The organism is Azospirillum brasilense (assembly GCF_008365405.1).
Lineage (GTDB): Bacteria > Pseudomonadota > Alphaproteobacteria > Azospirillales > Azospirillaceae > Azospirillum > Azospirillum brasilense_D.
Genome location: NZ_QOKV01000009.1, coordinates 1 through 25354, shown reverse-complemented (window position 1 = coordinate 25354; position 25354 = coordinate 1). Strand labels below are relative to the sequence as shown.

The window sequence follows — 25354 nt, the reverse complement described above, 5'->3', positions numbered from 1 at the left end:
TGCCCCCACCTCGGATTCGGATGCCCACCATGTCTCTGCCTTCCTACGATTGCTTCATCGACGGCCAATGGCGCCCGGCCCATTCGCGCGAGACGCTGGAGATCCTCGATCCCGCCGACGGCGCCGTCCTCGCGCGCATTGCCCGCGGTGGCGCGTCGGACATCGACGAGGCCGTGCGGGCGGCGCAAGCGGCGCTGCCGGGCTGGGCCGACTGCGTGCCGGTGCAGCGCGGGCGTGTCCTCCACGCCATCGCCCGCCGCATCCTGCAGGAGCAGGACCGCCTCGCCCGCCTCGAAAGCCAGGACACCGGCAAGCCGCTGGCCCAGGCCCAGGCCGACGCGGTCGCCGCGGCGCGTTTCTTCGAGTATTACGCCGGCGTCGCCGACAAGGTGCTGGGCAGCTCCATCCCGCTCGGCCCCGACTACGCCGACTTCACGGTGCGCGAGCCGCTGGGCGTGACGGCGCAGATCGTCCCCTGGAACTACCCGCTGCAGATCGCCTCCCGCGGGCTGGCGCCGGCGCTGGCGACCGGCAACACGGTGGTCCTGAAGCCCGCCGAACTGGCCTGCCTCAGCGTGCTGGAGCTGACCCGCATCTGCCACGAGGAAGGGCTGCCGCCCGGCGTTCTGAACGTCGTTCCGGGACTGGGGCAGGAGGCCGGCTCCGCCCTCGCCGCGCACCCCGGCGTCAATCTGGTCGTCTTCACCGGGTCGGTCGCGACTGGCGCCCAGGTGATGCGCACGGCGGCGGACAACATCGTCCCGGTGCTGCTGGAGCTGGGCGGCAAGTCGCCGAACATCGTGCTGGCCGACGCCGACCTCGACGACGCGCTGCCGGTGCTTCTGAAAGCGGCCTTTCCCAACTCGGGCCAGACCTGTTCGGCCGGGTCGCGCGTCCTGGTGCAGCGCGCCCGGCACCGCGAGCTGGTCGACCGGCTGGCGGCGCTCTGCCGCGACCTGAAGGTCGGCCCCGGCCTGCAAAATCCGGATATCGGCCCGCTGGTCAGCCGTGCCCAGCAAGGCAAGGTGCTGGATTACATCGGCATCGCCCGCGAGGAGGGGGCGGAGGTCATCACCGGCGGGATGCCCCTGCCCGGCGCCGACCTCGGCCGGGGGAACTTCGTGTCGCCGACGCTGCTGGACGGCGCGCGCCCGGAGATGCGCGTCCATCGGGAGGAAATCTTCGGCCCGGTTCTGACCATCCTCCCCTTCGACGAAGTCGAGGAGGCGGCGGCGCTCGCCAACGCGACCGACTACGGGCTGGTCGCCGGGATCTGGGGCCGCGACGTCGGCGCGACCAACTGGCTGGCCCGCACCGTCAAGGCGGGGCAGATCTTCATCAACTGCTACGGCGCCGGCGGCGGCGTGGAGCTTCCCTTCGGCGGGTACCGCAAGTCCGGCTTCGGGCGCGAGAAGGGTCTCGACGCGCTGCTGTCCTACACGCAGGTGAAGAACATCTGCACCCGCATCGCCCTGCCCCGCCGCTCCTGACTCCTTCCGCACCACGAGGCCTTCGCCATGTCCGCCTTCCCCGTCTCATCGTTTTCCTGCCCGACGAAGATTCTCTTCGGAGTCGGGGCGCACGAGCAGCTTTCCGACGTCCTGCGCGAATGGAACGCCGCGCGCCTGTTCGTCCTGCTCGACCCGGCCCTGGCGGACAGCGCGATCTTCCGCCGGATCGAGGCGCTTCTGACCGGCAACGGCGTCGCCCTGTCCGTCTTCACCGCCATCGAACCGGAACCGGGCGACCGGACGGTGCAGGCCGCCTTCGAACGTTGCCGCGAGCAGGACGCCCAGGCGCTGCTGGCCATCGGCGGGGGAAGCACCATCGACGTGGCGAAGGCGGTGGGCATCCTGATGACCAACGGCGGCCGGATCGCCGATTATGAGGGGATCGAGAAGTTCGCGATCCGCCCGCTGCCGCTGATCGCCGTACCGACCACGGCCGGCACCGGATCGGAGGTGTCGGGTGCCTGCGTCATCACCGACACCGCGCGCAAGACCAAGATGGCCATCCGCCACGCGGCCTTCAGCCCGGCGCAGGTCGCCATCCTCGATCCCCTCGCGGTCGGCTCCATGCCGGCCCATGTCGCCGCGCACGCGGGGATCGATGCCTTCGTGCACGCCTTCGAATCCTACCTGTCCAAGCGGGCGACGGTCTTTTCCGACGCCGTGAACCTGCACGCGATGACTCTGATCGCCGGCAGCATCCGCCCCTTCGTCGCCGACCGGACCAACGTTCCGGCGGCGCTGGACATGCTGTGCGGGTCGGCGCTGGCGGCGATGTCCTTCGGCGTCACCGGTCTCGGCAACGTGCATTGCATGGCGATGGCGGTCGGCGCCCTGTTCCCCGTCCCGCACGGCTTGGCCAACGCGGTCTGCCTGCCCTACGCGGCGGCCTTCAACGTGCCGGCCAAGCCCGAGCGCCTGGCCCGGGTCGCCGAAATCCTGGGGGTGGACACCACCGGCCTGACCCGGGACCAGTCGGCGGAAGCCGCCGTGGACGGCCTGCGGACGCTGTGCGCCGACCTCGGCATTCCACCGCGCCTGCGCGATGTCGGCGTGACCGAAGACCGGCTGGAGGAGATGGCACGGCGCAGCTACGCGGCCGATTACAACCGTTGGAACCCGCGACACACCAGTGAGGAGGATTTCCAAGGATTGTTCCGCACGGCGTTCTGAACCGAACACTGAACAGGATTTCCGAACTCCGCCCACGGATGGGCGGGCTCGGAAATTCTGCAAAACCTTTGAGTCCGCGGGTTTCTCCAGCCCGGGGCTGTGGCCCGATCTGGAGAAACCCGCTTAGGCGGCCCCCGGAAGGATGGACACCGGGTTGTGCGGCCTGAAGCTCAGCCTGCTCCGGGGTGATGCAGCCGGTCGCCAAGCGCAGGCGTTGGCGATCGCAGCAGCCTCGGATGCAGGCGAACAGGTCGCGTCCGGGTCGCGTGCGCCAAGCACAGCAGCCCGATGGTGACACGCCGAGGGTGTCGCAGAGCACCCGAGCCGGGTAGTCGTCACGTCACCTCTCCGCTTCCGGCGCGAGCTTAACAGAACTGTCCACCGATCCGGAGCGGGCCCACTGTCGGGATCAAGGAGCTGACGGAGCCTTACCCGTCATGCCGACAGAGACTCTCGGTGAGACGCGCGAAGGCGAGCATGCCGGGATCATCCATGCCGATGCTCTTGTCGGCATACATGCGGGCACGTCCCATGCGGCAAGGTTCATTCCGGAAGCGAACGAGCGCCTCGTCACAGGCTGCGACCGCTCTTGCGCGGATCGCAGCCTGATCCCCGGTGCCGGCCAGGGCCGAGGAAACCGCATCGAGCGCATCGACCACGGTCTTGTCCCCGAGCTTCGCGCCGCCTCGCGCCATGACGGCATCGCGCGCCTGTTCGAGAAGGGGGGCCAGTTCGCTCCAGGGGATTTCGGTCCGCCCCTTCGTCCTCTTCGACATCGTCAGGAGCCCGGTCGCGAGCAAGGTGCCGAGGCTCGATCCCGTGGCAGAGGCCGCAGCCTTGGCAAGGATGCCCAGGCTCACCCCGACATCGTCAATCCCATCCATCCGCTGCTCGGCCATGAGATCCAGCACCCGGCGCAACATGCCGCCGGTGTCCCCATCGCCGAGCCTGGAGTCGGCCACATTGAGTTCCTGTTCAAGGGTCGTCATGCGCGCGTGCGCGAGGGCGACACCGGCGGCAATGTGCGTGACGGTCAGGCCCATGGTCAACCAACCTTCCAGAAGGGGCAGGACGCCGGAGCGGCGAGAAGCCGTTCCAGCTCATCGTCGAGGAAGCAAAGGCTGAGCGACACGCCGGCCATTTCCATCGAGGTCACATAAGGCCCGACCAGGGGTTGGACGACCGCCAGCCCGGCCTTGTCCAGCCGTTCCGCGATGCGCCGGTACAGGATGAAGAGCTCTTCCAGGGGGGTGGCGCCGAGGCTGTTGACCAGGACCGACACCCGGTTTCCGCCTCCTTCGGGACGTTCCGCCAGGAGGCGTTCGACCATCTCGTCCGCGACGGCATCCGCCGGCTTGAGCGTGTCGCGCCAGATTCCGGGCTCGCCGTGGATGCCGATGCCCATTTCCATTTCGCTTGGGGCGATACGGAACGACGGCTCCGCCGCGCCGGGGATCTGGCAGGACGAAAGGGCGCAGCCGATGGTCCGCGTCCGCTCCACGGCCTTCGCCGCCGCCGCGGTCACCTCGGCCAGCGAGGCGCCCTCATCGGCCCGGGCGCCAGCGATCTTGTAGGCGTAGACGATGCCGGCGACGCCGCGCCTCTTGTTGCGTTCTTCGGGAGCGGCGCTGGCGATGTCGTCGGTGCCGAGCACCGTGCTCAGTTCCAGGCCATCGTCCTCCAGGAACTCCCCCGCCATATCGAAGTTCATGCGGTCGCCACCGTAGTTCCCGTACAGACGCAGGACACCGCGCCCACCGTCCGCCGCCTTGATCGCAGCTATGCAGGAATCCACGGTCGGGCCCTCGAAGACGTTGCCGATCGAGCAGGCGTCGACGAGGCCCGGACCGACGTAGCCGGTGAACAGGGGCAGGTGTCCGGATCCGCCGCCGGTCACGATGCCGACCTTGCCCGCCCGGGCGCCGTCGGCGCGGCGGATCACCCGCCCCGCCGGTCCGTCCCGCATGAGTGACGGATGGGCTGCGCACAGCCCGTCGAGCATCTCGTCCACATAGTGCGCAGGATCGTTGATCAGCTTCTTCACGATGGATTCCTCCCGTTGCGCCGCGTCCGCGCGCCATGGCAGCCCCCCCCGCCCGCAGCGCTCCGGCGCTTCGGTGACTGGAAAGGTTTGTTGGTCGGATGCGGGCTTGTGGGGCTTGGAACCGGACGCTGGGGCCCGGTCCCGCCCGTTACGTGATGGGTGTGTCCGGCGCCGGCGCCGCGGCGTCGTCACCGTTGCTGTAGCCCAGCTGGAACGAAATCGATTCCGCGTGGCTCATGACGACCGGAGCGAGGCTCTGCACCCGTTCGTGCGTCATGCGCGTGGCGGGGCCGCTCACGCTCACCGCGGCGAAGACATGCCCGCTGGTGTTGCGGATCGGTGCGGCGACGCAGCGCACGCCGATGTCGATCTCACCGTCGTCGATGGCGTATCCGCGCTTGCGGATCGATGCCAGGTCCTCCCTCAGCCGGTCGGGGTCGGTGAGGGTGTTGCGTGTGTAGGCCGGAAGCCCCATCCCGAGGACGCGGTCGATGACGAGGTCGGATTGGAAAGCCAGGGTCGCCTTGCCGACACCGGTGCAATGGCAGGGCGACGCCTCCATCGTGGTCGTCGCGTTGTTCGGGCCGGATCGGCCCCCCGCTCCCCGCTCGATGAAGACCATCTTCATGCCGTCGAAGACACACAGGTGGACGGACTCCCGCGACAGGGCGCTGAGCGCATCCACGTATGGCTTCGCCACGCGGTGCACGTCCATGTTGGCCAGAACGATCGATCCCAGCTCGAAGAGCTTGATGCCGAGCCGGTACTCGTCGCGGCTGTGGTCCTGTTCCAGGAACCCGATTTCCTTGAGCGTGAGAATAAGGCGGTGTGCCGTGCTGCGCGGAAGCTTGGTCCGGCGCGCCACATCGGCAAGCGACAGCCTGCGGTCGACGGTGGAAAAACATTCAAGGACGCTGAGCATCTTTCCAGCTGACTTGATGTTGTTCGTCTTCAAGAATGCCTGTCCCTTCTGCTCACCTGCCGGACAGGCGTACCGGGCATGGTCGTGGAGCCCGGCTCCGCCTGCTTCAGGCGCAAGGCGGAGCAAAGATCGGCCAACCGGCCCTCCCGGGTCAAGTCGTGTCGACGCGCTCATCGTCCCTCCCAGGGGATGCCACCCTCGCAAGCGCGCTTGCGAGGGTGGCCGGCATTCCATGGCTTCGGCCGACGCGGTTATTCCGCCGCGGCCGTTGTCGGCGAGGCCTCGTAACGAAGCACTTCGCGCAGGGCGGCATCGATGCGCGCCTTCTGCGCTTCGGTGGCGGCGGGCATCGGCTGGCGCGGGACGCCGACCTCGCACCCCTGCCGGCTGAGCGAATGCTTGACGCACCCAGGCAGGTTGTCGCCGTTGATCGTGTTCCAGAAGGCCAGCAGACTCCGGTGGATTTCCAGCGCGCGCGGATGGTCGCCGGCCTGCACGGCATTCCACAGCGCGACGGTCACGCCGGGCACCGCGGCCGGGTTCGCCGCGATGGTGCCGTGGGCGCCCAGCGCGAAGGACGGGTAGAGAAGCGCGTCGACCGCCGTGAAGACGAGCTTGCCCGGCACCTGCTCGTTCAGCAGATCGGCCATCAGCTTGAGGTCGCCCGCGCTCTGCTTGACGCCGATGACGCTGTCGATCTCCTTCATGATGCGGACCAGGAGCGACGGCGACAGGTAGTTCCAGGGCACCACGTTGTAGATGACGATCGGCACCTTCGTCTCGCCCGCGAGCGTGCGGAAATGCGCCAGCGTCGCGTCCTCGTCGGGTTTGAAGACGTAGTGGACGGGCGTCACCTGCAAGGCCGCCACCGGCAGGTGCGCCATGGCCCTGGCCTTAGCGATGGCGTCGCGGGTGCTGTTGACGATGATTCCCGCCACGACGGGGACGGCGCCGTCGACCTCCTCGCAGGAAATGGCGACGAGACGCGTCAGTTCCTCGGTCGAGAGGGTGTGCCCCTCGCCGGTGCTTCCTCCGACGCAGACGCCGTGGACACCCTTTTGCAGCATGAACCGCACCTGGGCGCGGAACGCCGCCTCATCAATCTCCCCGTCGGCCGTGAACGGCGTGACCAGGGGGGGGATGATGCCGCTCAGCGATGTTGACATTTGGACGCTTCCTCCTTGTGTGTCCCACAATGCGGTATTTACATTCGGCGCCCATCGCCTGTCAACGCGCAACAAGCCAATTCCAATTGGATACGATGGGATGTTCGCTTGACGAACATCCCGTATCGTGGGATACGGCAAGAAAGGCAGGGCACCGAACCGCCCTGCGGCATGTCTTGGAGGAGACGCTCATGATGGGACTGCCCATAGGCAGGCTCGGCCGCGGGACGGCGGCCACCGTTGCCATGCTGACGTGTCTTGCGGGGGCCGCTCCGGCCCTTGCCGAATGGCCCGAGCGGCCGGTGACGCTGATCGTCATTGCCGGGGCCGGGGGCGGCAGCGACTACACGATGCGCCTGCTCGCCCGGGAACTCGAAGCCAAGCTCGGCCGCCCCTTCAACGTCGTGAACCAGCCTCAGGCATCGGGCGTCGTCGGGATGACGACCTACACGACGGCCAAGCCCGACGGCTACACGCTGGGCCAGATCGCCCCGTTCGCCCAGTACAAGCTGCTGGGACAGGCCGATTTCACGTCGGCGAGCTACACCCCGATCGCCCAGTTCAACGCCGATCCGGCGGCGGTGCACGTTGCGCAGAACTCCCCGCTGAAGAGCGTGGCGGACATCGTGGCCAAGCTGAAGGCGGATCCCGGCTCGCTCCGCATCTCGTGCGGCGGCACGTGCAACGCCAGTTGGGACATCCCCTTCATTTCCCTGCTTCTCGACCAGGGCGTCGATGCCAAACGGCTCAATCTGATTCCCGCCGCCGGATCGGCGGCCGGACTGCAGGAACTGGCTTCGGGCGGCGTCGATGTCGTCCTGTGCTCGCTTCCCGAGGTCGACGCGCTGCGCGACGCGGGCCGGGTCCGCAGCATCGCGGTGATGAGCGAGACGCGCATCGAGGGCTACCCGGACGTCGCCACCGTCGGCGAACAGGTCGGGAAGCCGTACAGTGGCGGCACCTGGCGCGGTCTGGCCGGCCCCCCTGGCATGGACCCCGCGCTCGTGGCGCGGATCGAATCCGCGGTGAAGGACGCGTTCGAGAGCGACCGCTTCCAGCACGAGATGAAGGCGCGCCGGTTCGGGGCGGCCTGGCTTGGACGGACCGAGCTGAAGGCCTTCATGGAGCAGCACGAGCAGGAGACTGCACGCGCGATCAACGCCGTCGGGTACAACAAGTAGATATCGATCCGATGGCGTGCGCGCGTCGGACGGCAATGGGAGGAAAATCCATGCGTATCAGCGTTCTTGCATCCGTTCTGATGGCTTTCGCCGGGCTGGCCGGCACGGCGCAGGCCGAATATCCCGAGCGCCCGGTCACCATCATCGTTCCGGCGGCGGCCGGCGGCGGCGGCGATACGACGACCCGCATCCTGGCACGGGAACTGAAGGAGATCCTTGGGCAGCCGATCACCATCGTCAACCAGGGCCAGGGGGGCGGCGTGGTCGGCCTGACGGCGATCAAGAACGCCACGCCCGACGGCTACACCGTCGGGCTTCTCTTCCCGTATGCGGGCTACAAGGCGACGGGACAAGCCGACTTCACGGCCAAGGACTTCACGCCGATCGCCAACTTCAACGGTGATTCCTCCTCCCTTCTGGTCGGTTCCGGGTCCCGCTTCAACGATCTGAAGACGGCTCTGGAGGCGATCAAGGCCTCCCCGGGCTCTTTCAAGGTCCACTGCAGCGGCGGCTGCGGCAGCGTGTGGGACATCCCGGTGGCCGGCATGATGCTCGACTATGGGATCGACGTTGCCGCGATCAAATGGGTGCCGGGCCAGGGCGCCGCACCCGGCCTCATCGAACTCGCGGCGGGCGGCGTGGATTTCCAGACCGCCTCCCTTCCCGAGGCGTCCGCCCTGATGTCGGCCGGCCGCGTGCGTCCCCTGGCCGTTCTGAGCCCCGAGCCGGTGCCCGGATTCCCCAACGCGCCCACCACCAAGCAGTCCATCGGCACCGCCGTCGACGGCGGAACGTGGCGGGCCCTTGGCGGTCCGGCCGGAATGCCGGCCGATGTCGTCGCGAAGCTGGACGCCGCGGTCGCCAAGGCGACGCAGAGCACGGCCTACAAGGACGCCATGGCGAAGGCGAATTTCGGGATCAAGTACCTGAACGGCAAGCAGCTTGAGGAGCTGATGCTGCGCCACGAGAAGGACACCGCCCGCGTCATGGACGCCCTCGGTTACGGCAAGTGATCGGCGGGGGGCCGGGCAAACCATGCATTCCTTCTGACGGTGGAGGCTATCCGCCATGAAAGTTCAAGACGTCCTCGTCGGCCTGTTCTTCATCGCGATCGGCATCCTGATGATCGAGTACGCGGCCGACCTGAAGCCGCCGCGCCATCTCAAGTTTGGCCCCGGATTCTTCCCGCTGATCATCGGCTCGGGGCTGATCCTCGTCGGAGGAGTCATCGCGCTGCTCGGCCTCCGCACCTTGCGCACCGAACCCCTCTGGCACCGACCGGAGTGGTCGCGGACCCGGCAGGGATGGGTGCGGTTCTGCTCCATCCCCGCCGCGATCGCCCTCTACGTGCTGATCGTCGACGCGGCCGGTTTCCTGCTCACCGCCGTCCTGGTGATGGTCCTCGTGCTGGCCGTATCCGGTGTGCCTCTGCGCCGCGGCGTGCCGGCCGGAGCCGTCACCGCCGTCGTGCTGACGGCGATCTTCGCCTCCGTGCTCCACGTACCCCTGCCGTGGGGACCGCTTCAGAACATTTCGGGGTGGCTGCTATGGTGATCCTAACGGACGTTCTCGGCGTCCTGCTCGACGTCCACCTGCTGCTGGTGATCGTCGCTTCGGCCATCTACGGGCTGGTGCTGGGGGCGATCCCCGGCCTTACCGCGCTGATGGCCACGGCCCTGCTGGTGCCGGTCGTCATGTTCATGGAACCCGTGCCGGCGATCGCGGCCATCATCACGTCCTCCGCCATGGCTATCTTTGCCGGCGACATCCCGGGTGCGCTCATGCGCATGCCGGGCACGCCGGCGTCGGCGGCCTACACCGACGACGCATACAGCCTGACGCGCGAAGGCAAGGCCGGGCTGTCCCTCGGAGCCGGCCTGTTCTCCTCGGTCCTGGGGGGCCTGCTGAGCGCCCTGGTTCTGACCCTGGCGGCTCCGAACCTGGCCGAGTTGGCGCTTCAGTTCAGCAGCGTGGAATATTTCTGGCTCGCGGTCCTGGGCCTCAGCTGCGCGACCTTCGTCGGCGGCTCGTCGCTTCTCAAGGGGGTGGCGGCCCTGCTGTTCGGGCTGGGGCTGTCGACCATCGGCATGGATCCGGTCTCCGGGACTCCACGCTTCACCTTCGGCGTCACCAATCTGCTCGGCGGCCTCGGCCTGATTCCGCTGCTCATCGGCGTCTTCGCGATCTCCGAGCTGTTGCGCACCGTGACGCTTCCGCCAACCGGCGAACGGCAGGCGCAGCTGGCGGTCGGCTCGGTCAGCGCCGGCATGGGCCGCCTGATGTGGCGACACCGCCGCGAGGTCCTGCGCGGAAGCACGCTGGGAACGCTCGTCGGCGCTCTGCCGGGGGCCGGCGCGGACATCGCCGCATGGATCTCCTATGCGGTCACCCGCCGGTCGCAAAAGGGCAAGGATCCGAACGCCCTCGACCAGAAGGTCGAACGCCTCATCTCCGCCGGCGCGGCGAACAACGCCAGCCTGGGGGGAGCCTACATCCCGGCGACCGTGTTCGGAATCCCCGGAGACGCGATCACCGCCATCGTGATCAGCGTCATGTTCCTGAAGGGCCTCAACCCCGGCCCGACCATCTTCCTCAACAACCCGACGGCGATCTACTCGATCTTCGCGATCTTCTTCGTTGCGAACCTTCTGATGATTCCGCTGGGCATCCTGTGCATCCGCACCTTCGGCCTGATCCTGAAGGTGCCGAGGTCCTATCTGACACCGATCATCCTGCTCTTCTGCATCGTCGGGGCCTTTTCGGTCGAGAACACGCTGTTCGCGGTCGGAATCATCGCCATCGTCGGTTTGCTCGGCTATTTCATGGAAGCCAACGACATTCCCATGGCTCCGGCAGTGCTCGGCCTGATCCTCGGGCCGGTGATCGAGCAGACCTTCATGACGTCCATGCTGAAGAGCGGCGGAGAGTTGTCCGTGTTCTTCGACCGTCCGCTCGCCATCGCCCTCGCGGTGGTGACCCTGGGCTCCTGGGCGCTGACCGGCGTCCTGAAGCTCGTGGACGCAGCCAAGGCGCGCCCCGTCCTGACGTGACGCACCGGCGGCCGCTCCTCATCGTGACCACGCGCGGAGGGCTTCGGGGGCCCTCCGCGCTGCAGTTCAAGAAACCCCTGACAGGAACGTGCCATGACGATGACTGGCGAGATGCTGATCGGCGGCGCCGCCGTGTATGGCAAGGGCGTCACCTTCCGGGCCGTCGACCCCGCCACCGGCCGCGAGATGGAGCCGGCCTTCGGCGGCGGCGGCGAGGATGAGGTGGAGCGCGCCTGCGCTCTGGCCTGGGAGGCGTTCGACATCTTTCGTGAAACGGGGCTGGAAACCCGCGCCCGCCTCCTTGAGACCATGGCCCGGCACATCCTCGATCTGGGCGACGCGCTGGTCGAGCGGGCCGTGGCCGAGAGCGGCCTGCCGCGTCCCCGTATCGAGGGCGAGCGCGGCCGGACGGTCGGCCAGTTGCGCCTGTTCGCCCAAGTGGTGCGGGAGGGCGGTTGGCTCGACGCCCACATCGACCGGGCACAGCCTGACCGCAGCCCCCTGCCGCGGCCCGACCTGCGTCAGCGCCACATCGCGCTGGGCCCCGTGGCGGTGTTCGGTGCCAGCAATTTCCCGCTGGCCTTTTCCGTGGCCGGCGGCGACACCGCGTCGGCGCTGGCCGCCGGTTGCCCGGTGGTCGTCAAGGCGCATCCCGCCCATCCCGGCACATCGGAATTGGTCGGGCGCGCCATTCAGGCTGCGGTTGCCGAGTGCCGCCTGCCGGACGGCGTGTTCTCCATGCTGTTCGATTCCGGTCATGCGGTCGGAACCGCGCTGGTCGCCGACCGGCGCATCAAGGCCGTGGGCTTCACCGGCTCCCGCCGGGGCGGCGTTGCGCTGATGAACGTCGCGGCGGCGCGGCGTGAGCCCATCCCCGTCTATGCCGAGATGAGCAGCATCAACCCGATATTCCTGCTGCCCGCCGCGTTGGAGACGCGGGCGGAGACGCTTGGCAAGGCGTTTGCCGCTTCGTTGACCATGGGCGCCGGTCAGTTCTGCACGAATCCGGGGCTCGTCCTCGCGGTGGACGGCTCCGGCCTGGACCGCTTTTTGGAGGCGGCCTCGGCAGCCCTGCGGGAGAGCGCGGCGGCCACCATGCTGACGCCGGGCATCCACGCCGCCTATGACGACGGCGTGCGCCGGCTGATGGCGCGTTCGGACGTGCGGACGGTCGCGCGCGGGCAGGCCTGCGCCGGGCCGAACCAGTGCCAGGCGGCGCTGTTCGCCACCGACGCCAGGGCCTTCCTGTCCGACCCGGGCTTGCAGGAGGAGGTGTTCGGCTCCGCCTCGCTGGTGATCCGCTGCCCCGAGGTGGCGACGATGCGTGCGGTGGCCGAGCGTCTGGAGGGCCAACTCACCGCGACCGTGCACGCCGACGGCGCGGACGCCGACGTGGCCCGCCACCTCTTCCCGACACTGGAGCGGAAGGCTGGACGGGTGCTGTTCAACGGCTGGCCGACGGGGGTCGAGGTGTGCCATGCCATCGTCCACGGCGGCCCCTTTCCGGCGACCTCCGACAGCCGCACCACCTCGGTGGGGACCCTGGCGATCCGCCGCTTCCTGCGGCCCGTCTGTTACCAGGATGTTCCGGCGGCGCTGCTGCCCGAGGCGGTTCAGGATGGCAACCCGCTGAACCTGTGGCGCCGTATCGACGGCGATCTTCAGGGACCCGACGGGAAGGACGCCTCCGTTTGTGAGCCTGCCGGCAGGATCGAGGGTGAGGCCCGGTGATCGCCACGGAAGTGTCCGGAATTTCGTGCTCGGCGGGGCGGGTTGAGTGTTGGGCGTTCATCGGGGCGTGGCACGGTTCAATGAGACACCCGGCTGCGGTGGATTGCACCGCAACCGGAGGTCTTTGAGATTCAGGTCCGGGCCGAGGTCGCCGGCGCGCCGCTGGCGGCGTGATCACCGGAGCGCCATCAGCCTCCCGGCCAAATCAGGCTTCGCTCCGCCCGGCTACCAACAAGTTGACGGTGCCAAGCAGCCAGCTTCGGTGTCGTTGCAGCTGGACCTCGGCTTCTCATCGGCTACACTACGATCACGATCGGCATGGACGCCGCGGCGGTTGCGGCTGGACCTCAGTTTCCCATCGGCTACACTTTCAGCGTCCTCCTGGCGCGCTCACCACCAGTTGCGGCTGGACCTCAGTTTCCCATCGGCTACACTAACTACAACCCGCCGCTGCGCGCCCGCGTCGTTGCGGCTGGACCTCAGTTTCCCATCGGCTACACTTGACCGGCATTCGACCACCAGAGCCCGGCTGTTGCGGCTGGACCTCAGTTTCCCATCGGCTACACTTCCTGACCCGTGAGGCCCCTCAGTGGGATGGTTGCGGCTGGACCTCAGTTTCCCATCGGCTACACTCGTCGGCGGTGGGACGCGCAACCGGCTGGAGTTGCGGCTGGACCTCAGTTTCCCATCGGCTACACTCGTCGACGTGCTGGCGGTCGACCAGGGCTAGTTGCGGCTGGACCTCAGTTTCCCATCGGCTACACTTGGGGGCGGGATAAGGCACTGAAAAGGCAGCCTTATCCCGCCCTTTTTCGATATGGAATCCCTCTTCGCGCGGGTCAGAACAGCACATATTGCTCCGGATTCTTCCGGGATGGCTGACGTACGCGGCCGTCGAAGCACAGGATGGTTTCATACTGCTTGTCCGTGATGAAGACGATATGCACCTTTCCGGTGGGCGGAATGGCCTTCTCGATTCGCCGGGTCAGCGCCTCCGCCTGCTCCTTGCCCACGCAGTGGCGCAGGTAGACGGAAAACTGCGACATCTCGAAACCCTGGTCGAGCAGGAACTTGCGGAAGGTCGTGGCGGCCTTGCGCTCGCGTTTAGTCAGCACCGGCAAGTCGAACAGAACCATCATCCACATGATCCGGTACCCGCTCAGCATCGACGCCGCCTGATCGCCTCTCTGTGAACCTGCCCCGTCACGCCGGTTGCGGCACCTTCGGAGGCGCCGGCCACTCCAGCGGCATCGGCGCCCACGCCTTGCCCCCTTCACCCGCCGGCAGATCGAGTGTGGCTTCCCCACTCTCATAGGCCTGAGCCAGTGATGTCGCCGCCCGCATCACCACGGTGGACAGGGGTGTCGTGCCCTCGGCCGTTGGCAGGTCGAGCGAGGGCACGAGAGCCAGGAAGCGCTTGGCCTCCGGAGTCACCGCTTCATGCCCGGCCTCGGTCAGCCGCAGCACGGCAAGGTCAACAAAGGGGCGGAACGGCTCCATCAGGTCATCCACCAGGCACAGCGGGTTGCCTCGGTTGCGGTGGAACAGCCCCAGTGTGGGATGCAGCCCCGCCCCCATCACCCCGCGCGCCACGGTGGAACGCAGGATCGCATAGCCGTAGTTCAGCAACCCGTTTACCCCGCCCGCATCCGAGTCGCGCCGGAAGTCGTCGCCGAGCAGCAGCGGCCAGTAGCGGCGTGCGGCCTGCGCCTCGATGTTGTCGGGATCGCCGGAGCGCACCTTGCGGGCCAGAGCCTCGAAGGCGCCGGAGGGCGCGCCCCTCGCCTCCAGCACCGCGCCCTGCTGGCGGATCTTGGCGCGTACCAGGATCTGCCACAGCCTTTTCGTCTGCGGGACCGACACGTCGAGCTGGGCGCGCATGCGTTGGGCCTGCACATGGTGGCCGTCGACCGGCCAAAGGAAGGCCGCCGGCACATGGTTCGGCCCGCACAGCACCACCGGCACGCCCCGTTCGGACAAGGCCAGAAGCAGGTTGTTGGAATAGGTCAGCCCGTGCGCGTTCGCCACCACGGAGGCGATGTCGTCCAGCGGGACCCGCCCGATCTCCGCGCCCCGCGACTCCACCACCAGGAAGCCGCGCGACAGCGAGAGGTGCCGGCCGTCCTCGGCGATCTCGACGATGCGGCCGGTCATGAGGCCGTCTCCAGGTCAGGCGGCAACACCGCCCATTTCGGGAAGCCGGGGTCGCGCACCCGGCCCAGCGGATCGACCGTCACCCGTCGCGCTTCGCGCTGGCGCAGCATGCTGAAAGCGACGATCAGCCAGCGGAACGGGTCGTCCGGGTCGGCATGGCGCTTGTCCAGTTCGCCCGCCTCGACATGCTCGGCCATGCGGACGCGGTTGTTGGCGGGCTCCAGCCGCGCCACGCGCATGATGCGCAGGCGCCCGTCATGCTTCAGCGTCACGAGGTCGCCCTTGTGCAGGCGCATGACGAAGCGCTCGCCCTCCGCCGGGACATAGGGCGCCGCGCGGCCGTCGGGCAGAGCGGCGCGGTGCGCCTCGAACAGGGTCGCGGCGCGGCCGGACCAGCGGCCGTCGGGCAGGGCCACAATGTCGATGTGGTGCACGTCGCCGGCGATCAGGCCCTTGTAAGGCCCGCCGTCCGGCCCGTTGAGCCAGATCGGGTCGGCCTCCTTGGCGAGCAGGCGGGCGCGGCGGATGCCGGTCCAGGGCGCGGTCGCCGCCAGATCCTCCGCCGCCTTCGCCACCGCCTGCTTGACGTCCAGCCGGTCGGGGCCGGCCTTGTGGAAGGCGACGCGGTCCTGCATGGCCCAGCACAGGTCGGGGTCGCGGATGCGCGCGATCTCCTTCTCCGTCAGGCCGTCCAACGGCTTGCGGTAGACGAGGTTGAAGCCCTTCTCCCGCTCTTTCTCGGTGGTCGGGCCGTAGGCGGTGTCCTCGTGCAGGCGGCCGCCGGTGCCGTGTTCCGGCTTGTGCGAGACGGTCAGCCCGCGCACCCGCGCGGCCAGCTCGTCGCGGAAACCGTCCCAGGGGTCCTCCAGATCGTCCATCAGCCGGTCGATCCCGCGGTCCTCCGCGCGGGAAGCGGCCTGGGCCACCTTCTGCACCATGCCCTGGTCGATGCAGCCGATCACCGCCGCGTCCAGCGCGTGGTGCCGGTGGTCGTCGCGGTTCTTGGCGTGGGTCGCGTCCATCGGCGGATCGCCGCCCTCGCGGTTGTGGTCGCGCAGGATGGAATCGACGCCCCAGCGCCGGCGCAGCAGGGCGGTCAGTCGCCCCGGCGAGACGCGCACCCGGTCGGGGTGGCAGACGTGGCGCAGATACTCCCGCGCCAGCCGCGCGAGGTATTGCGTGTCGGTGATCTGCCGGGCGAGGAAACCGCCCTCCTCGTCCCAGCGGTTCATGGCGTTCTCGGCGAAGCGCCAGCGCTTGTTGGGCGGCAGGTCCTCCACGCAGCCGAGAATCCGCGACCAGCGCGCCTCGTCCGTGTGCCAGCGCTCGTACGGCGTCCTGTTCGCCTTCTCGCGGTTGGCGGCGGTCAGGCAGACCACCTTGTTGGCGGCGCTGTCGTCCAGGCCGCGGGAGAAGGGCAGGATGTGGTCGATATCCACCTTCTCCGACAGCAGAAGCTCCAGCCCGATGGTCTCGCCGGTGTAGGGGCAGCGGCGGTTGATGCCGCTCCCCTGCTCTTCCCACAGGCGCAGCTTCATCAGGTTGCGGCCGTTGACCGGCGCGTTGACGCGGCGCAGCAGGGCCCTGCGGTCGTCGTTCTTCCGCTGGTTTTCCGCCTGTTCCTTCTCGTTGCGGCGGCGGGCCTCCTGGGTCTGCTTCAGCGGACGGGCCAGTTCAACGACGATCTCGTGCGGGCGGCCATAGCGTTCAATCAGCCCGTTCACCACCAGCCGAACCTGGTTCAGCCCGATGTGCACCGTCGGGTTGGCGAGCCGGCCGAGCCGCTTTTCCTCCCCATGCTGCGGGTCGCCGGTGCCGAAGGCGACGTGGCGTTCCAGAACCGCGCCGTAATAGGGCAGCGTGTTGAGCCGCTCCCCCGGCCGGCGGTCGGAATGGTGGGTGCCGGGGATGGCGACCGGCACGGCTTCGTCGTAACGGATCGGGCGCCCGTCCCGCGACTCCCGCTCCAGCACCGGCAACAGGACGGCCAGGGCCTTCCGGCCGATGCGCAGGTGGAAGTCGGGCAGAGGCGCGTCGGCGACGCGGGCGGCGGCCTCGGGCTCCAGCTCCCAGCGGGCGACCAGCCAGTCGATCAGCGCGCCCTCGTCGGTTTCCGACAGCAGCCGCTCGACCAACTCGTCCTGCTCGGCCAGGGTCAGCCTCGCCCAGCGCGGGCCGAAGCGCTTCTTGTCGGACAGCAGGGCCGAGGTTTCGTCGGTCGCCAGTTCCGGCCGGCGGGTGGATTCGTGGGAGAACTCCACGTCCGAACCGAGCTTCAGCGCCTTGCGGATGTCCTTGAAAGTAATGGTCTTCCGGGTCGGCTTGGCCTTCGCCGCGCGCAGGATCAGGTCGCGCTCCCCGACGGTCAGCGGCCGTTCGCTGCGGTCCGGCGCGATGATCCGCAGGTTGGCAAGTTCGGTATGGAACCGGAACCGCTGCGCCGAGGGCAGAGCGCGCGGGGCGCGCGGGTCGTCGGGGAACAGCGAGCATTTGCCGACCGCCGGCGGCTTCAGCGGGCGCTGGTGGAAGATGCGGTGGCGCAGGGTGGCGCGCGCGTCCTCCGTCAGCATGGCCGGGTGGTGACGCGCCTGGGCCGCCCACAGCCGGTCGAACTCCGCCTCCAGCATCGGGCGGGCCGGGTAGAAGGGGTATTCGGCCTTGGCGCCTCGCCCCACCATCCGGGCGCGCACGCTGCGCCCGTTGGCGCGCAGCCAGTCGAAGAAGGCGCCGAGGGTCGGGGCGCCGGCCTCCGCCATCTGGATGTCCAGCTTGCCGATGGCGGTGCGGATCTTGCCCGCCTCCTCCTCGTCGCCGGCGCCACGCATCGCCTTGAAGCCCCGGCGCTGGTTGATGTGGAACAGCGCCCGGCCGATCTCGTGGGGCTCCAGCCGCTCGGTCAGCCCGCGCGCGCGCAGGTCGAGCGGATCGAGCCGCTCCAGCGCCTTGCGCGCCGCCCGGTCGCCGGGCATCAGGCCGAAGCGGATCAGCGCCGCCATCAGCCGGTTGCGCCGCACCAGCGTCCGGTCGCGCCGCCGCCGCATCTGCCGCGCGATTCGCCGCGCCACGGCGAGAGAACTCTTGTCCTGGGGGTTGCGCCCATCGGTGAAAATACGGACACCCATGCGCCGGATGCCCTTCGGCTGTCCGTCATGGTCGAGATCGAGCACGCACCAGCCAAGGGAATTGGTGCCGAGGTCAAGGGACAGGCGATAGGGCTGCATGGGATCGGGCCGCTCCCCAAGAAGGAATACGCGCGTGTTCGGCTATGGTCGGTTTATCGAACACCATTCATGGTCGATCATATCATGGCTCTTGACCGCATGAAGGGTTCTGCTACTCTCTCGGCAGCTGGAAACGATACCTGTTTTAGCCGATGGGAAACCGAGGTCCAGCCGTTAACAAGCCCGCTCCGGCGGGCACAAGATGCGGGGCAGGCCACGGCCTGCCCCTTCTTGTTTCGGGTGCTCATCGTCGTGCCCGCCCCCTCCTCCGGCTCTCTTGCGGCTCCTCCAGTCGAACGGCGTCGGCCTCCGTCTCTGGTGCATTGATTTCCACGGAGGGTGTCTGCTTCGCCCGGCTTCCATCGATAGGCAGCTTGAAGTGCCCCTGGCGCCGGTCGACCGGCTTGCCCCTCCCCTTCTGAGACATTTTCCCGCTCGCCGCCGGCCTTGCGTGGTTGAGGGCGAGCAGGCGCTCCAGCACCTTCTCGTCCGAAAGATCGGCCGGCCAGCCGTAGGCGTCGGCCACAGTGGCGTCGAGGGCGACGTGAGCCTGCACGAGCCACGCCGGGCGCTGGTTGTAGAGGTTGGTCAACGTGCGGATCTTCAGGATCGCGGCGGCGCGCTCGTCTCGGGGCAGCCGGCGTTTCGGGTACCCCGGCACCACCTCATCCACCTCCACCACGAGGTCGGGCGGGTTCAGCCAGTTCTCCCGCAACTTGTTCAGCCGCTCCGCGGCCGCCGCAATGGCCTTGGCACGGGGATCGTCGGCATAAGCCGACGCCGGACGGTCGGGGGTAAGACCGTTCGGAAAGGGGAAGGTTTCGAAGGTCGTGGACGGCGTGTAGCGCGGACGGTCTTCGAGACTCGTCCCCAAACGCAATGCCCAAAGTTCATGGAAACGGCTGTGCAGAATGCCGAACGTCGTGTCGTCGTCCCGCGCGATAACGTCCAAAAGATTGGCTGGCAGCACGCCTGCCGGCTGCCAGACGAAAACTCTGTGCTTGGCGACCACCGGCGTGACGATGCACCGGACAAGCCCTGACAGGCTGGCGCGCAGTTCCGGACGGGAGCGTTCGTGCAGCCACCACAGTTGCCGGGTCCGCGCGTTACGGTCCTTGGCCCGTTCAGGCTGCACATGACGCAGCACATGCTCGAAGGGCGCCTCATAAAGCGCGGACTCCAACTCGTCCAAGCCGTCGAAATCGATTACCCACGTATCCGAAGAGCACCGAACCAGATCCATCGCGTTCAGCCAAGGACGAAGAACATCGGAATTCGGACGTCCGTTTGGGTTCAACGGCCCAGCCAGCCAAGCCCGGGCCGTCGCGCCGGGAACATCGAACGATCCATACTTTTTGATGCCTTCGAAACACACCCCACCATTCTCCGCCAACGGCCGTGCCGTCGTCAGGTCCACCCCTCCCCCGGTCAGGTCGGCGAAGATTTCCGGGACCTCCTTCCCGTCCAGCCGGGGCGTCTCGTCGATGCCCTTGGGGCCGAAACAGACCAGCGACACGCGGACGGCCGCGCCGTCCTCGACCTGCCAGGGCTCGTCCGACCAGGCGTCGAAGATGGTGCCGCTCGCGCGGATGCGGTCGAGCACGCTGCGGTTGGCCCCGCCGCGGATCGAGTTGGTGGCGACGAAGCCGACGCGCTCCACCCTGCCCTCCTCCAGGCAGGCGCGGGCCTTCTCGAACCAGTAGCACACGAGGTCCACGTTCCCGGAAAGCCGCCCGGCGAACAGGCGGCGCAGGCGCGTCACATAGTCCTCGCCCAGTTCGCCCAGCATGGATTTGTCACCGAGGAAGGGCGGGTTGCCGAGGATGACCACGCGGTACGGCTCCGCGTCCTTCCCGCCCGTCTCCTCGCCGGCGGCCAGGGTCCCGGCGTCGGGCCAGCGGGTCTCGCCGCCGATCAGGTCGATCAGCGCGTCCTTCTGCTCGATGGTCGTCAGGCTTTGCAGAATCGGGTTGCGCGGCACGTCGTAGCCGTGGCGGCGCATCCACTGGATCGCGCCGATCCAGACGGAGATGCGGGCCAGCTCGACGCCCAGCGGGTTGACGTCGATGCCCAGCACCGCTTCCGGCCCGATGGTCTTCGGCCGTTCGTTGCCTTTCAGATCCAACTCCAGCTGGCGGGGAAAGCCGAATCCCTCGCCCTCGACCACCACCTCGTGCTCCAGGTCCTTCAGCGCGCGCAACGCCAGATACAGGAAGTTGCCGGAACCGCAGGCTGGGTCCAGCACGCGGAAACGGTGCAGCCGCTCAAGAAAGCCGTCGTACAGCGCCCTCGCCTGCCGGCGGAGGCGCTCGCGTTCCCTGGGCGCGGCGGACTTGGCCTTGTCCAGAACGGCGACGATCCGGTCGCGCGCCACCGCCCATTCCCGGCGCAGGGGGCGGCTGACCACCGGCTCCACCAGCTTCAAGATGGTGGGTTCCGGCGTGTAGTGGACGCCGACCGCCCCTTGCGAGAGACCGTCGCGGTCGCGGCGCACCACCGCGCGCGCCAGAGCCGTGCGCCGTTCGGGGCTCAGCCCGCGTTCGAACAGGGTCCCCAGGATCGTCGGGTCGATGTCCGACCAGTCCAACCGCGCCGCCTCGCGCACCATCGCGATGTCGCCGGCCTCCAAGGGCAGTGCGTCGGCGTCGTTGAACAGGCCGCCGTTGAACCACTCGACCTTCTCGAACCCGACCCGCCCACCGTGGCGCATGGACCGGAACAGTTGCTCCGCCAGGGAAACGAACTCCGTCGGTTCGCGGGCCGCCGCGTCCAGCAGCCGGGTGAACATCCGCTCGCCCAGCAGGCCGACATTCTCCGCGAACATGCAGAAGACCAGCCGCATCAGGAAATGCGCCACCGTCCAGCGGTCGTGCCCGCGCCTTACCAGCCGGGCGGCCAAGGCGGCGAAGCGCCCAGCCGCCTCCTCGGTCAGCATGGCCCGCGTCTGTCCGGGCCGCAGCCGTTCCGGAGCGGCAAAGGCCCATTTCAGGATGTTCAGGCGGTCGGGATCGCGCAGGTCGGTCAGGCCGATCTCGTGCTTCTCCGTGACGGCGTTTGTCCAGTTCGTGTGGACCCGAATCCGGACCATGTCGCTGACGATCAGCAGAGGCGGGTTGTCGAGCGCCGGCGCGTAGCGCTGGAGCTGCGCGTAGGCCGTTTCCAGATTGCGTCCGGGTCCCTTGTATTCCCAGGCGAAACAGCCGCGTTTCCAGACATCGGCGCGTCCGGGCCGCCCATCGGTCTTGGCAGCGGCCTTTTCGAAGCAATAGTCCGTGGCGGTCGGGTCGGCATCGGCCGGAGCCATTTCCCCCAAGACATGACAAAGATCGACAAAGTGTTGTTGTGCTCCCTGACTCTCGCCCAGTGTGGATCGCTCCCATTTGCGAACGAACTCCTCCACCGTCATGCGAGGTAGCATGGCGTCGTCAAGCATGAAAATGAATTCTTTTTTGTTGTCGCAGGAGGAATGCTGATCTTTAACTCTTAATAGAATCTTTACAGGCAAGGTTATGAGAGAGATTTGAATATAGCGCAAAATAATGCCTTTGTATGATTCCTGTATTTTTTGCCTTCTTTTCATAAGTTTGCTAAGTTTGCGAGTGGCAATGCCGCGTTTTCCAGCACACATGCCCTCGCAGATTATCCGCGTCTCGGCGAAGCTCGGCCGCCACCTTCTCATCCGGTGCCATGCCGTCGGCAAAGCCAGGGTGTGGCTATTATGGCGCACTTCATGCTTGAGCGCGGGCAATCACCAACAACGTCACCGTGACGAGTTGACGATTTTGTCACGTGCCGACAAGTTGGCCCCGATAGTCCCAGAACGGGTTGATGCCGTGATTTCAATATCCATCAAGGGTGAGCAACTGCGGGCGTTCCGCGAAGGCCGGACCATGGGCCAGCAAGAGATGGCGGAATGGCTGAACGGCCAGCTCAGTCGGCGTTACGACCGAAACAGGGTCAGCCGCTGGGAGAATGGCAGCGAGCGGATTCCACAGATCGTCGCACAGTTGATATCTGTCAGCGACAAGATGACCGCCGGACCGAAGGGCCTTCCCAGTGGAACGGTCGGCGGTGGCGGACCCGGCTCTCCGCGGACCGCGACGAAGATATCCGTCGCCAATCAGAAAGGCGGCGTCGGAAAGACGACGACCGCCGTCAACCTCGCCTTCCTGCTGGCGAAAGCGGGGATGAGGGTGCTGCTGATCGATGCCGACGCGCAGGCGAACGCGACCATGCATCTGGGCGTCGACGCCTACGCGCTCGACCGTGACGGGGCGACGCTTTACCATGTGCTGTTGAAGGACCGCCCGATCGAGAAGACCATCGTTGCGGTCTGCGGTGGGCTGTTCGACCTCCTGCCGTCGAGCCTGACCCTGTCCCAGGCCGATGGAGAGATGGCGGGGGACCCCAACAGCAATCTTGCCTTGCGCGAGAAGCTGGGCGACATCGACACCGCTTATGACGCCATCGTGGTGGATTGCCCTCCGAACCTGGGGCAGGTCACCATCAACGCGCTGAACTGCTCCGACTATGTGCTGGTACCCGTCCAGACGGAACCGATGGCCGCGCTTGGCGTGCCGATGCTGATCGACAACACGCTGGCCAAGGTGCGCCGTCGCGTGAATCCGGGCGTGGAAGTGCTGGGCATCCTGCCGACCATGTACGCGGAGCGCCATTCCATGGACCGGCTGACCCTGGCGCAGCTGCACGATCTGTACGGCGCCAAGACCCGCATTTTCTCCCCGGTTCCCTCTTCCACCCAATATCCGCAAGGATCGGCGGCCGGTCGCCCGACCCTGGAGGCGATCCCCACGGCGCCCGGCGCTCAAAGTTATCAGGAAGTCGCGGATGCGCTCATCGCGCTGCGCGCCAAGCGTGAGGAGACGGCCCATGTCCAATAAGCTTCTTGCCCAAGCGACGAAGTCGAAGATGCTGACGAAGGCCGTGACCGGCGCGTCCGAAGCCGTGTCGAGCGACCCGCGTTTCCGGGTGTCCGCGGATCACCCCGAGGTCGTGGAACTGGACCTCGACAGGATCGACCCGAACCCGCACCAACCGCGCCGGCATTTCGACGAGGTGGCGTTGCAGGCGCTCGCCGAGTCCATCCACCGCGTTGGCGTCCGGCAACCCATTGGCGTTCGTAAGGGCGAGGGCGGACGTTATACGCTGGTCTGGGGGGAGCGGCGCGTCCGGGCTTCCCGGTTGGCGGGCAAAAGCACGATTTACGCGCTGTTGGTCAAGGATGGGAACGGCGCTGAACTGGCGCTGGTCGAAAACCTGCAACGCGAGGATCTCGATGCCGTGGAAACCGCCGCCGGGCTTGCCGCACTGCGGGAGCAGCACGGCTACACGCATGAGCAGCTTGCCGCCGCCAGCGGACTTGGGAAAACCGAAGTGACGCGGACGCTTGGCATCCTCGCCCTGCCCTCTCCGATCCTTGAGGAATACCCGGCGCATCGCCGGAGCATCGGCAAATCCGCGCTGTTTGAAATGGTGGACGCCGACGATCCGACGCTTCAGCTTCGGATGTGGGAAATGGCCAAGGGCGGCGCCACCGTTGTGGCTCTCCGGTCCGCACGGAAGGAGATTGCGGTCGATGCGGGCGCCAGCGGGGGAGCGAGCGCAGCTGACGGTGGACTTTCCCGAACCTCGGCCCCTGTCGTGAGCCGCATGGTGACCAGCGTCCGGAAGACCTTCAAGGCCATCGACGCCGTCCGGGAGCAGGGAGCATCCCTGGATGATGATCAGCGAGGCGTTCTGAGGGAGCTTCGCGAACGCATCGACACTCTTTTGGCGGAGTGACACGCGATGGTGCGACGTCGCACCAGAGGCCACTCGTGTTGGCGCCCTTCCCTTCTTTTCGATGAACAGCTCAGCCTTGATGCTCGCATTTAAAGCGAACTTTTGTTCGCTTCAGACGCATATCGCCTCGTTCGCCGGCTCTCAGCGGATGCCGATGGCATCCGCCTGCCGCCAGCGGGAACTCTGTTCCCGCGAGAGGCGGGCTCCGGTCGCATGAGCGACCGGGACCGCCGTCACGGTCCAAAGCGGATCTCAATCCGCTTTAGCGTTGGCGATTGCCTTCTTTGCCGTCTTCATTACGGTGAACCGACGAGCAGCGGAACGATGCGCGTCTCGACTCTATCGGTGGCGGCCCGAGTGGCACCGCGGCTTACCGGTGAGGACGCTGACGCACCCAATTGGACACTGTTCCGCGCGCTGCTGCCTTACTAGGACGCTGGTAGCGCTTGATGCCTGTGTCCATCTGGGTGGGATGACAGTGGTAAATGGAACCGAGGTTCTGACGGACGCGGGACGGGAGATTCTGCATCCGTTGATCGAAATGTGCCGACAGCGCGACCTCGCACTCGGCACGACGTTCCTGGGTGGCACCACGATCCGGACGCATCCCAAGGTTGCGGGTGCACCCAGCAAGGGGGTTTTCCGGGGCGCAGCGAGACCTGCGTGAGGGCCTTGGCCGCTCTCGTGGCGGCTATGGTACGAAGGCCTGCATGATTGTGGAGACGCTGGACGCACGCTCGGCTTTGCCCTGGCACCGGCGCAAGCCCACGAACTGCCGCTCGCCTCGGGTCTGCTGGAGGTCCTGCCCGACGTTCCCGCCGGGATCGTTGCCAACCCGGGTACGCATCAGATGCGCTGCGCCAACACGTCTGGGATCTCGGCGCTCGCCCGGCTGTTCCGGCCCGGATCTACAACAACCGCAACATCATCGAGCGCCTGTGGGCCAAGATCAAGAGGTTGTCAACGCCGGCTGAAAACTGACCCTCTTTGGCCTTTGGTCATCGGTCGAAAACTGACCCACCAGAACGCCGCGGGGTGGGGGGCGCCCCACCCCGCGGCAGCGCCGTTCATTTTCCCTCGGTCTTGGAGGCAAACCCCGCCTTGCGCTTGTCCTTGAGGCGCCAACTGTCGCCCTGGATCTGGACGAGGGCGGCATGGTGGAGCAGGCGGTCGAGCATGGCGGCGGTGAGCACGGCGTCACCGGCGAAGGCTTGGTCCCAACTGCCGAAGGTGAGGTTGGAGGTCACCACCACCGAGCCCTTCTCGTAGCGTCTGGAACATCGTTATCCAAACTGCTCTGTTCCATGTCGGTTTCCTCCAACGGCGTTCGACGGAGCCATTTCATCGGTGGCTGAGCGTTCTTTCAGGCGCCACTCCCACTGACCACAGCCGCGTGTGGTTC

At 67.4% G+C, this 25354-nt stretch carries 17 protein-coding genes, 1 pseudogene and 1 CRISPR repeat array; of the genes and pseudogenes, 9 read left to right on the top strand and 9 right to left on the bottom strand.

Annotated elements, in window-relative coordinates; translation table 11 throughout:
* The first annotated feature begins 29 nt into the window (after window positions 1-29).
* Window positions 30-1490, top strand: coding sequence for an aldehyde dehydrogenase family protein (locus tag DS837_RS15365; protein ID WP_149165561.1), 1461 nt, complete (start codon window positions 30-32; stop codon window positions 1488-1490).
* A gap of 27 nt (window positions 1491-1517) precedes the next feature.
* Window positions 1518-2681, top strand: a complete 1164-nt coding sequence (locus tag DS837_RS15360; RefSeq protein ID WP_149165560.1) for an iron-containing alcohol dehydrogenase — start codon at window positions 1518-1520, stop codon at window positions 2679-2681.
* A 428-nt stretch (window positions 2682-3109) separates the two neighbouring features.
* Here the strand turns inward: DS837_RS15360 and DS837_RS15355 are convergent, their stop codons facing one another.
* The 4 genes from DS837_RS15355 to DS837_RS15340 all read right to left on the bottom strand — a co-directional run bounded on the left by DS837_RS15355 (window position 3110) and on the right by DS837_RS15340 (window position 6813).
* Window positions 3110-3724 carry a DAK2 domain-containing protein gene (locus DS837_RS15355; RefSeq protein WP_149165559.1) on the bottom strand — a complete coding sequence of 205 codons (615 nt, stop codon included), beginning with the start codon at window positions 3722-3724 and terminating at the stop codon, window positions 3110-3112.
* Window positions 3725-3726: 2 nt separating this feature from the next.
* Window positions 3727-4725 carry a dihydroxyacetone kinase subunit DhaK gene (locus tag DS837_RS15350; protein WP_149165558.1) on the bottom strand — a complete coding sequence of 333 codons (999 nt, stop codon included), beginning with the start codon at window positions 4723-4725 and terminating at the stop codon, window positions 3727-3729.
* A gap of 148 nt (window positions 4726-4873) precedes the next feature.
* Window positions 4874-5680, bottom strand: coding sequence for an IclR family transcriptional regulator (locus tag DS837_RS15345; protein WP_149165557.1), 807 nt, complete (start codon window positions 5678-5680; stop codon window positions 4874-4876).
* Between the two features lie 218 nt (window positions 5681-5898).
* Complete coding sequence (locus tag DS837_RS15340) at window positions 5899-6813, bottom strand: dihydrodipicolinate synthase family protein (protein WP_149165556.1); 915 nt, start codon at window positions 6811-6813, stop codon at window positions 5899-5901.
* 191 nt (window positions 6814-7004) lie between these two features.
* Here DS837_RS15340 and DS837_RS15335 point away from each other — a divergent pair, with 191 nt between their 5' ends.
* The 5 genes from DS837_RS15335 (at window position 7005) to DS837_RS15315 (ending at window position 12775) form a co-directional block, all read left to right on the top strand.
* A complete protein-coding gene (locus DS837_RS15335) occupies window positions 7005-7994 on the top strand; it encodes a Bug family tripartite tricarboxylate transporter substrate binding protein (RefSeq protein WP_149165555.1) in 990 nt (329 codons plus the stop codon).
* 50 nt (window positions 7995-8044) lie between these two features.
* The gene (locus DS837_RS15330; RefSeq protein WP_149165554.1) at window positions 8045-9007 is read left to right on the top strand and encodes a tripartite tricarboxylate transporter substrate binding protein; all 963 of its coding nucleotides are present in this window, start codon (window positions 8045-8047) and stop codon (window positions 9005-9007) included.
* Between the two features lie 55 nt (window positions 9008-9062).
* Window positions 9063-9548 carry a tripartite tricarboxylate transporter TctB family protein gene (locus DS837_RS15325; RefSeq protein WP_149165553.1) on the top strand — a complete coding sequence of 162 codons (486 nt, stop codon included), beginning with the start codon at window positions 9063-9065 and terminating at the stop codon, window positions 9546-9548.
* Window positions 9542-11044, top strand: coding sequence for a tripartite tricarboxylate transporter permease (locus tag DS837_RS15320; RefSeq protein ID WP_149165552.1), 1503 nt, complete (start codon window positions 9542-9544; stop codon window positions 11042-11044). The genes DS837_RS15325 and DS837_RS15320 overlap by 7 nt, the downstream gene beginning before the upstream one ends.
* Window positions 11045-11137: 93 nt before the next feature.
* On the top strand, window positions 11138-12775 hold the full coding sequence (locus tag DS837_RS15315; protein WP_149165551.1) for an aldehyde dehydrogenase (NADP(+)): 1638 nt from the start codon (window positions 11138-11140) through the stop codon (window positions 12773-12775).
* 267 nt (window positions 12776-13042) lie between these two features.
* Window positions 13043-13540: direct repeats of the CRISPR family, unit length 36 nt; unit sequence GTTGCGGCTGGACCTCAGTTTCCCATCGGCTACACT.
* Window positions 13541-13614: 74 nt separating this feature from the next.
* Here the strand turns inward: DS837_RS15315 and cas2 are convergent.
* From cas2 to DS837_RS15295, 4 genes are all read right to left on the bottom strand, one after another.
* On the bottom strand, window positions 13615-13914 hold the full coding sequence (gene cas2 / locus DS837_RS15310) for a CRISPR-associated endonuclease Cas2 (RefSeq protein ID WP_247889944.1): 300 nt from the start codon (window positions 13912-13914) through the stop codon (window positions 13615-13617).
* 64 nt (window positions 13915-13978) lie between these two features.
* The gene (gene cas1, locus DS837_RS15305; protein WP_149165550.1) at window positions 13979-14929 is read right to left on the bottom strand and encodes a type II CRISPR-associated endonuclease Cas1; all 951 of its coding nucleotides are present in this window, start codon (window positions 14927-14929) and stop codon (window positions 13979-13981) included.
* Window positions 14926-18150, bottom strand: a complete 3225-nt coding sequence (cas9, locus tag DS837_RS15300; RefSeq protein ID WP_149165549.1) for a type II CRISPR RNA-guided endonuclease Cas9 — start codon at window positions 18148-18150, stop codon at window positions 14926-14928. Before cas9 ends, cas1 begins: the two co-directional genes overlap by 4 nt.
* Before the next feature lie 244 nt (window positions 18151-18394).
* Window positions 18395-21454, bottom strand: a complete 3060-nt coding sequence (locus DS837_RS15295) for a class I SAM-dependent DNA methyltransferase (protein WP_211102245.1) — start codon at window positions 21452-21454, stop codon at window positions 18395-18397.
* 322 nt (window positions 21455-21776) lie between these two features.
* On the opposite strand from DS837_RS15295, the gene DS837_RS15290 reads away from it, so the two are divergent.
* Window positions 21777-23051: an AAA family ATPase gene (locus DS837_RS15290; RefSeq protein WP_247889943.1), complete on the top strand. Its 1275-nt coding sequence runs from the start codon at window positions 21777-21779 to the stop codon at window positions 23049-23051.
* The gene (locus DS837_RS15285; RefSeq protein WP_170295870.1) at window positions 23041-23952 is read left to right on the top strand and encodes a ParB/RepB/Spo0J family partition protein; all 912 of its coding nucleotides are present in this window, start codon (window positions 23041-23043) and stop codon (window positions 23950-23952) included. Before DS837_RS15290 ends, DS837_RS15285 begins: the two co-directional genes overlap by 11 nt.
* A gap of 1067 nt (window positions 23953-25019) precedes the next feature.
* Here the strand turns inward: DS837_RS15285 and DS837_RS15280 are convergent.
* Window positions 25020-25229: pseudogene (locus tag DS837_RS15280) on the bottom strand (ATP-binding protein); the annotation flags it as partial.
* Window positions 25230-25354: the final 125 nt, after the last annotated feature.

Excerpts from the sequence above, each read along its gene's own strand:
- cas2 (WP_247889944.1), bottom strand. The coding sequence starts at position 13,914 with ATGATGGTTCTGTTCGACTTGCCGGTGCTGACTAAACGCGAGCGCAAG.
- DS837_RS15320 (WP_149165552.1), top strand. The coding sequence starts at position 9,542 with ATGGTGATCCTAACGGACGTTCTCGGCGTCCTGCTCGACGTCCACCTG.
- DS837_RS15335 (WP_149165555.1), top strand. The coding sequence starts at position 7,005 with ATGATGGGACTGCCCATAGGCAGGCTCGGCCGCGGGACGGCGGCCACC.
- DS837_RS15340 (WP_149165556.1), bottom strand. The coding sequence starts at position 6,813 with ATGTCAACATCGCTGAGCGGCATCATCCCCCCCCTGGTCACGCCGTTC.
- DS837_RS15315 (WP_149165551.1), top strand. The coding sequence starts at position 11,138 with ATGACGATGACTGGCGAGATGCTGATCGGCGGCGCCGCCGTGTATGGC.
- DS837_RS15295 (WP_211102245.1), bottom strand. The coding sequence starts at position 21,454 with ATGGCTCCGGCCGATGCCGACCCGACCGCCACGGACTATTGCTTCGAA.
- DS837_RS15290 (WP_247889943.1), top strand. The coding sequence starts at position 21,777 with ATGCCCTCGCAGATTATCCGCGTCTCGGCGAAGCTCGGCCGCCACCTT.
- DS837_RS15360 (WP_149165560.1), top strand. The coding sequence starts at position 1,518 with ATGTCCGCCTTCCCCGTCTCATCGTTTTCCTGCCCGACGAAGATTCTC.
- cas1 (WP_149165550.1), bottom strand. The coding sequence starts at position 14,929 with ATGACCGGCCGCATCGTCGAGATCGCCGAGGACGGCCGGCACCTCTCG.
- cas9 (WP_149165549.1), bottom strand. The coding sequence starts at position 18,150 with ATGCAGCCCTATCGCCTGTCCCTTGACCTCGGCACCAATTCCCTTGGC.
- DS837_RS15330 (WP_149165554.1), top strand. The coding sequence starts at position 8,045 with ATGCGTATCAGCGTTCTTGCATCCGTTCTGATGGCTTTCGCCGGGCTG.
- DS837_RS15355 (WP_149165559.1), bottom strand. The coding sequence starts at position 3,724 with ATGGGCCTGACCGTCACGCACATTGCCGCCGGTGTCGCCCTCGCGCAC.
- DS837_RS15325 (WP_149165553.1), top strand. The coding sequence starts at position 9,063 with ATGAAAGTTCAAGACGTCCTCGTCGGCCTGTTCTTCATCGCGATCGGC.
- DS837_RS15285 (WP_170295870.1), top strand. The coding sequence starts at position 23,041 with ATGTCCAATAAGCTTCTTGCCCAAGCGACGAAGTCGAAGATGCTGACG.
- DS837_RS15365 (WP_149165561.1), top strand. The coding sequence starts at position 30 with ATGTCTCTGCCTTCCTACGATTGCTTCATCGACGGCCAATGGCGCCCG.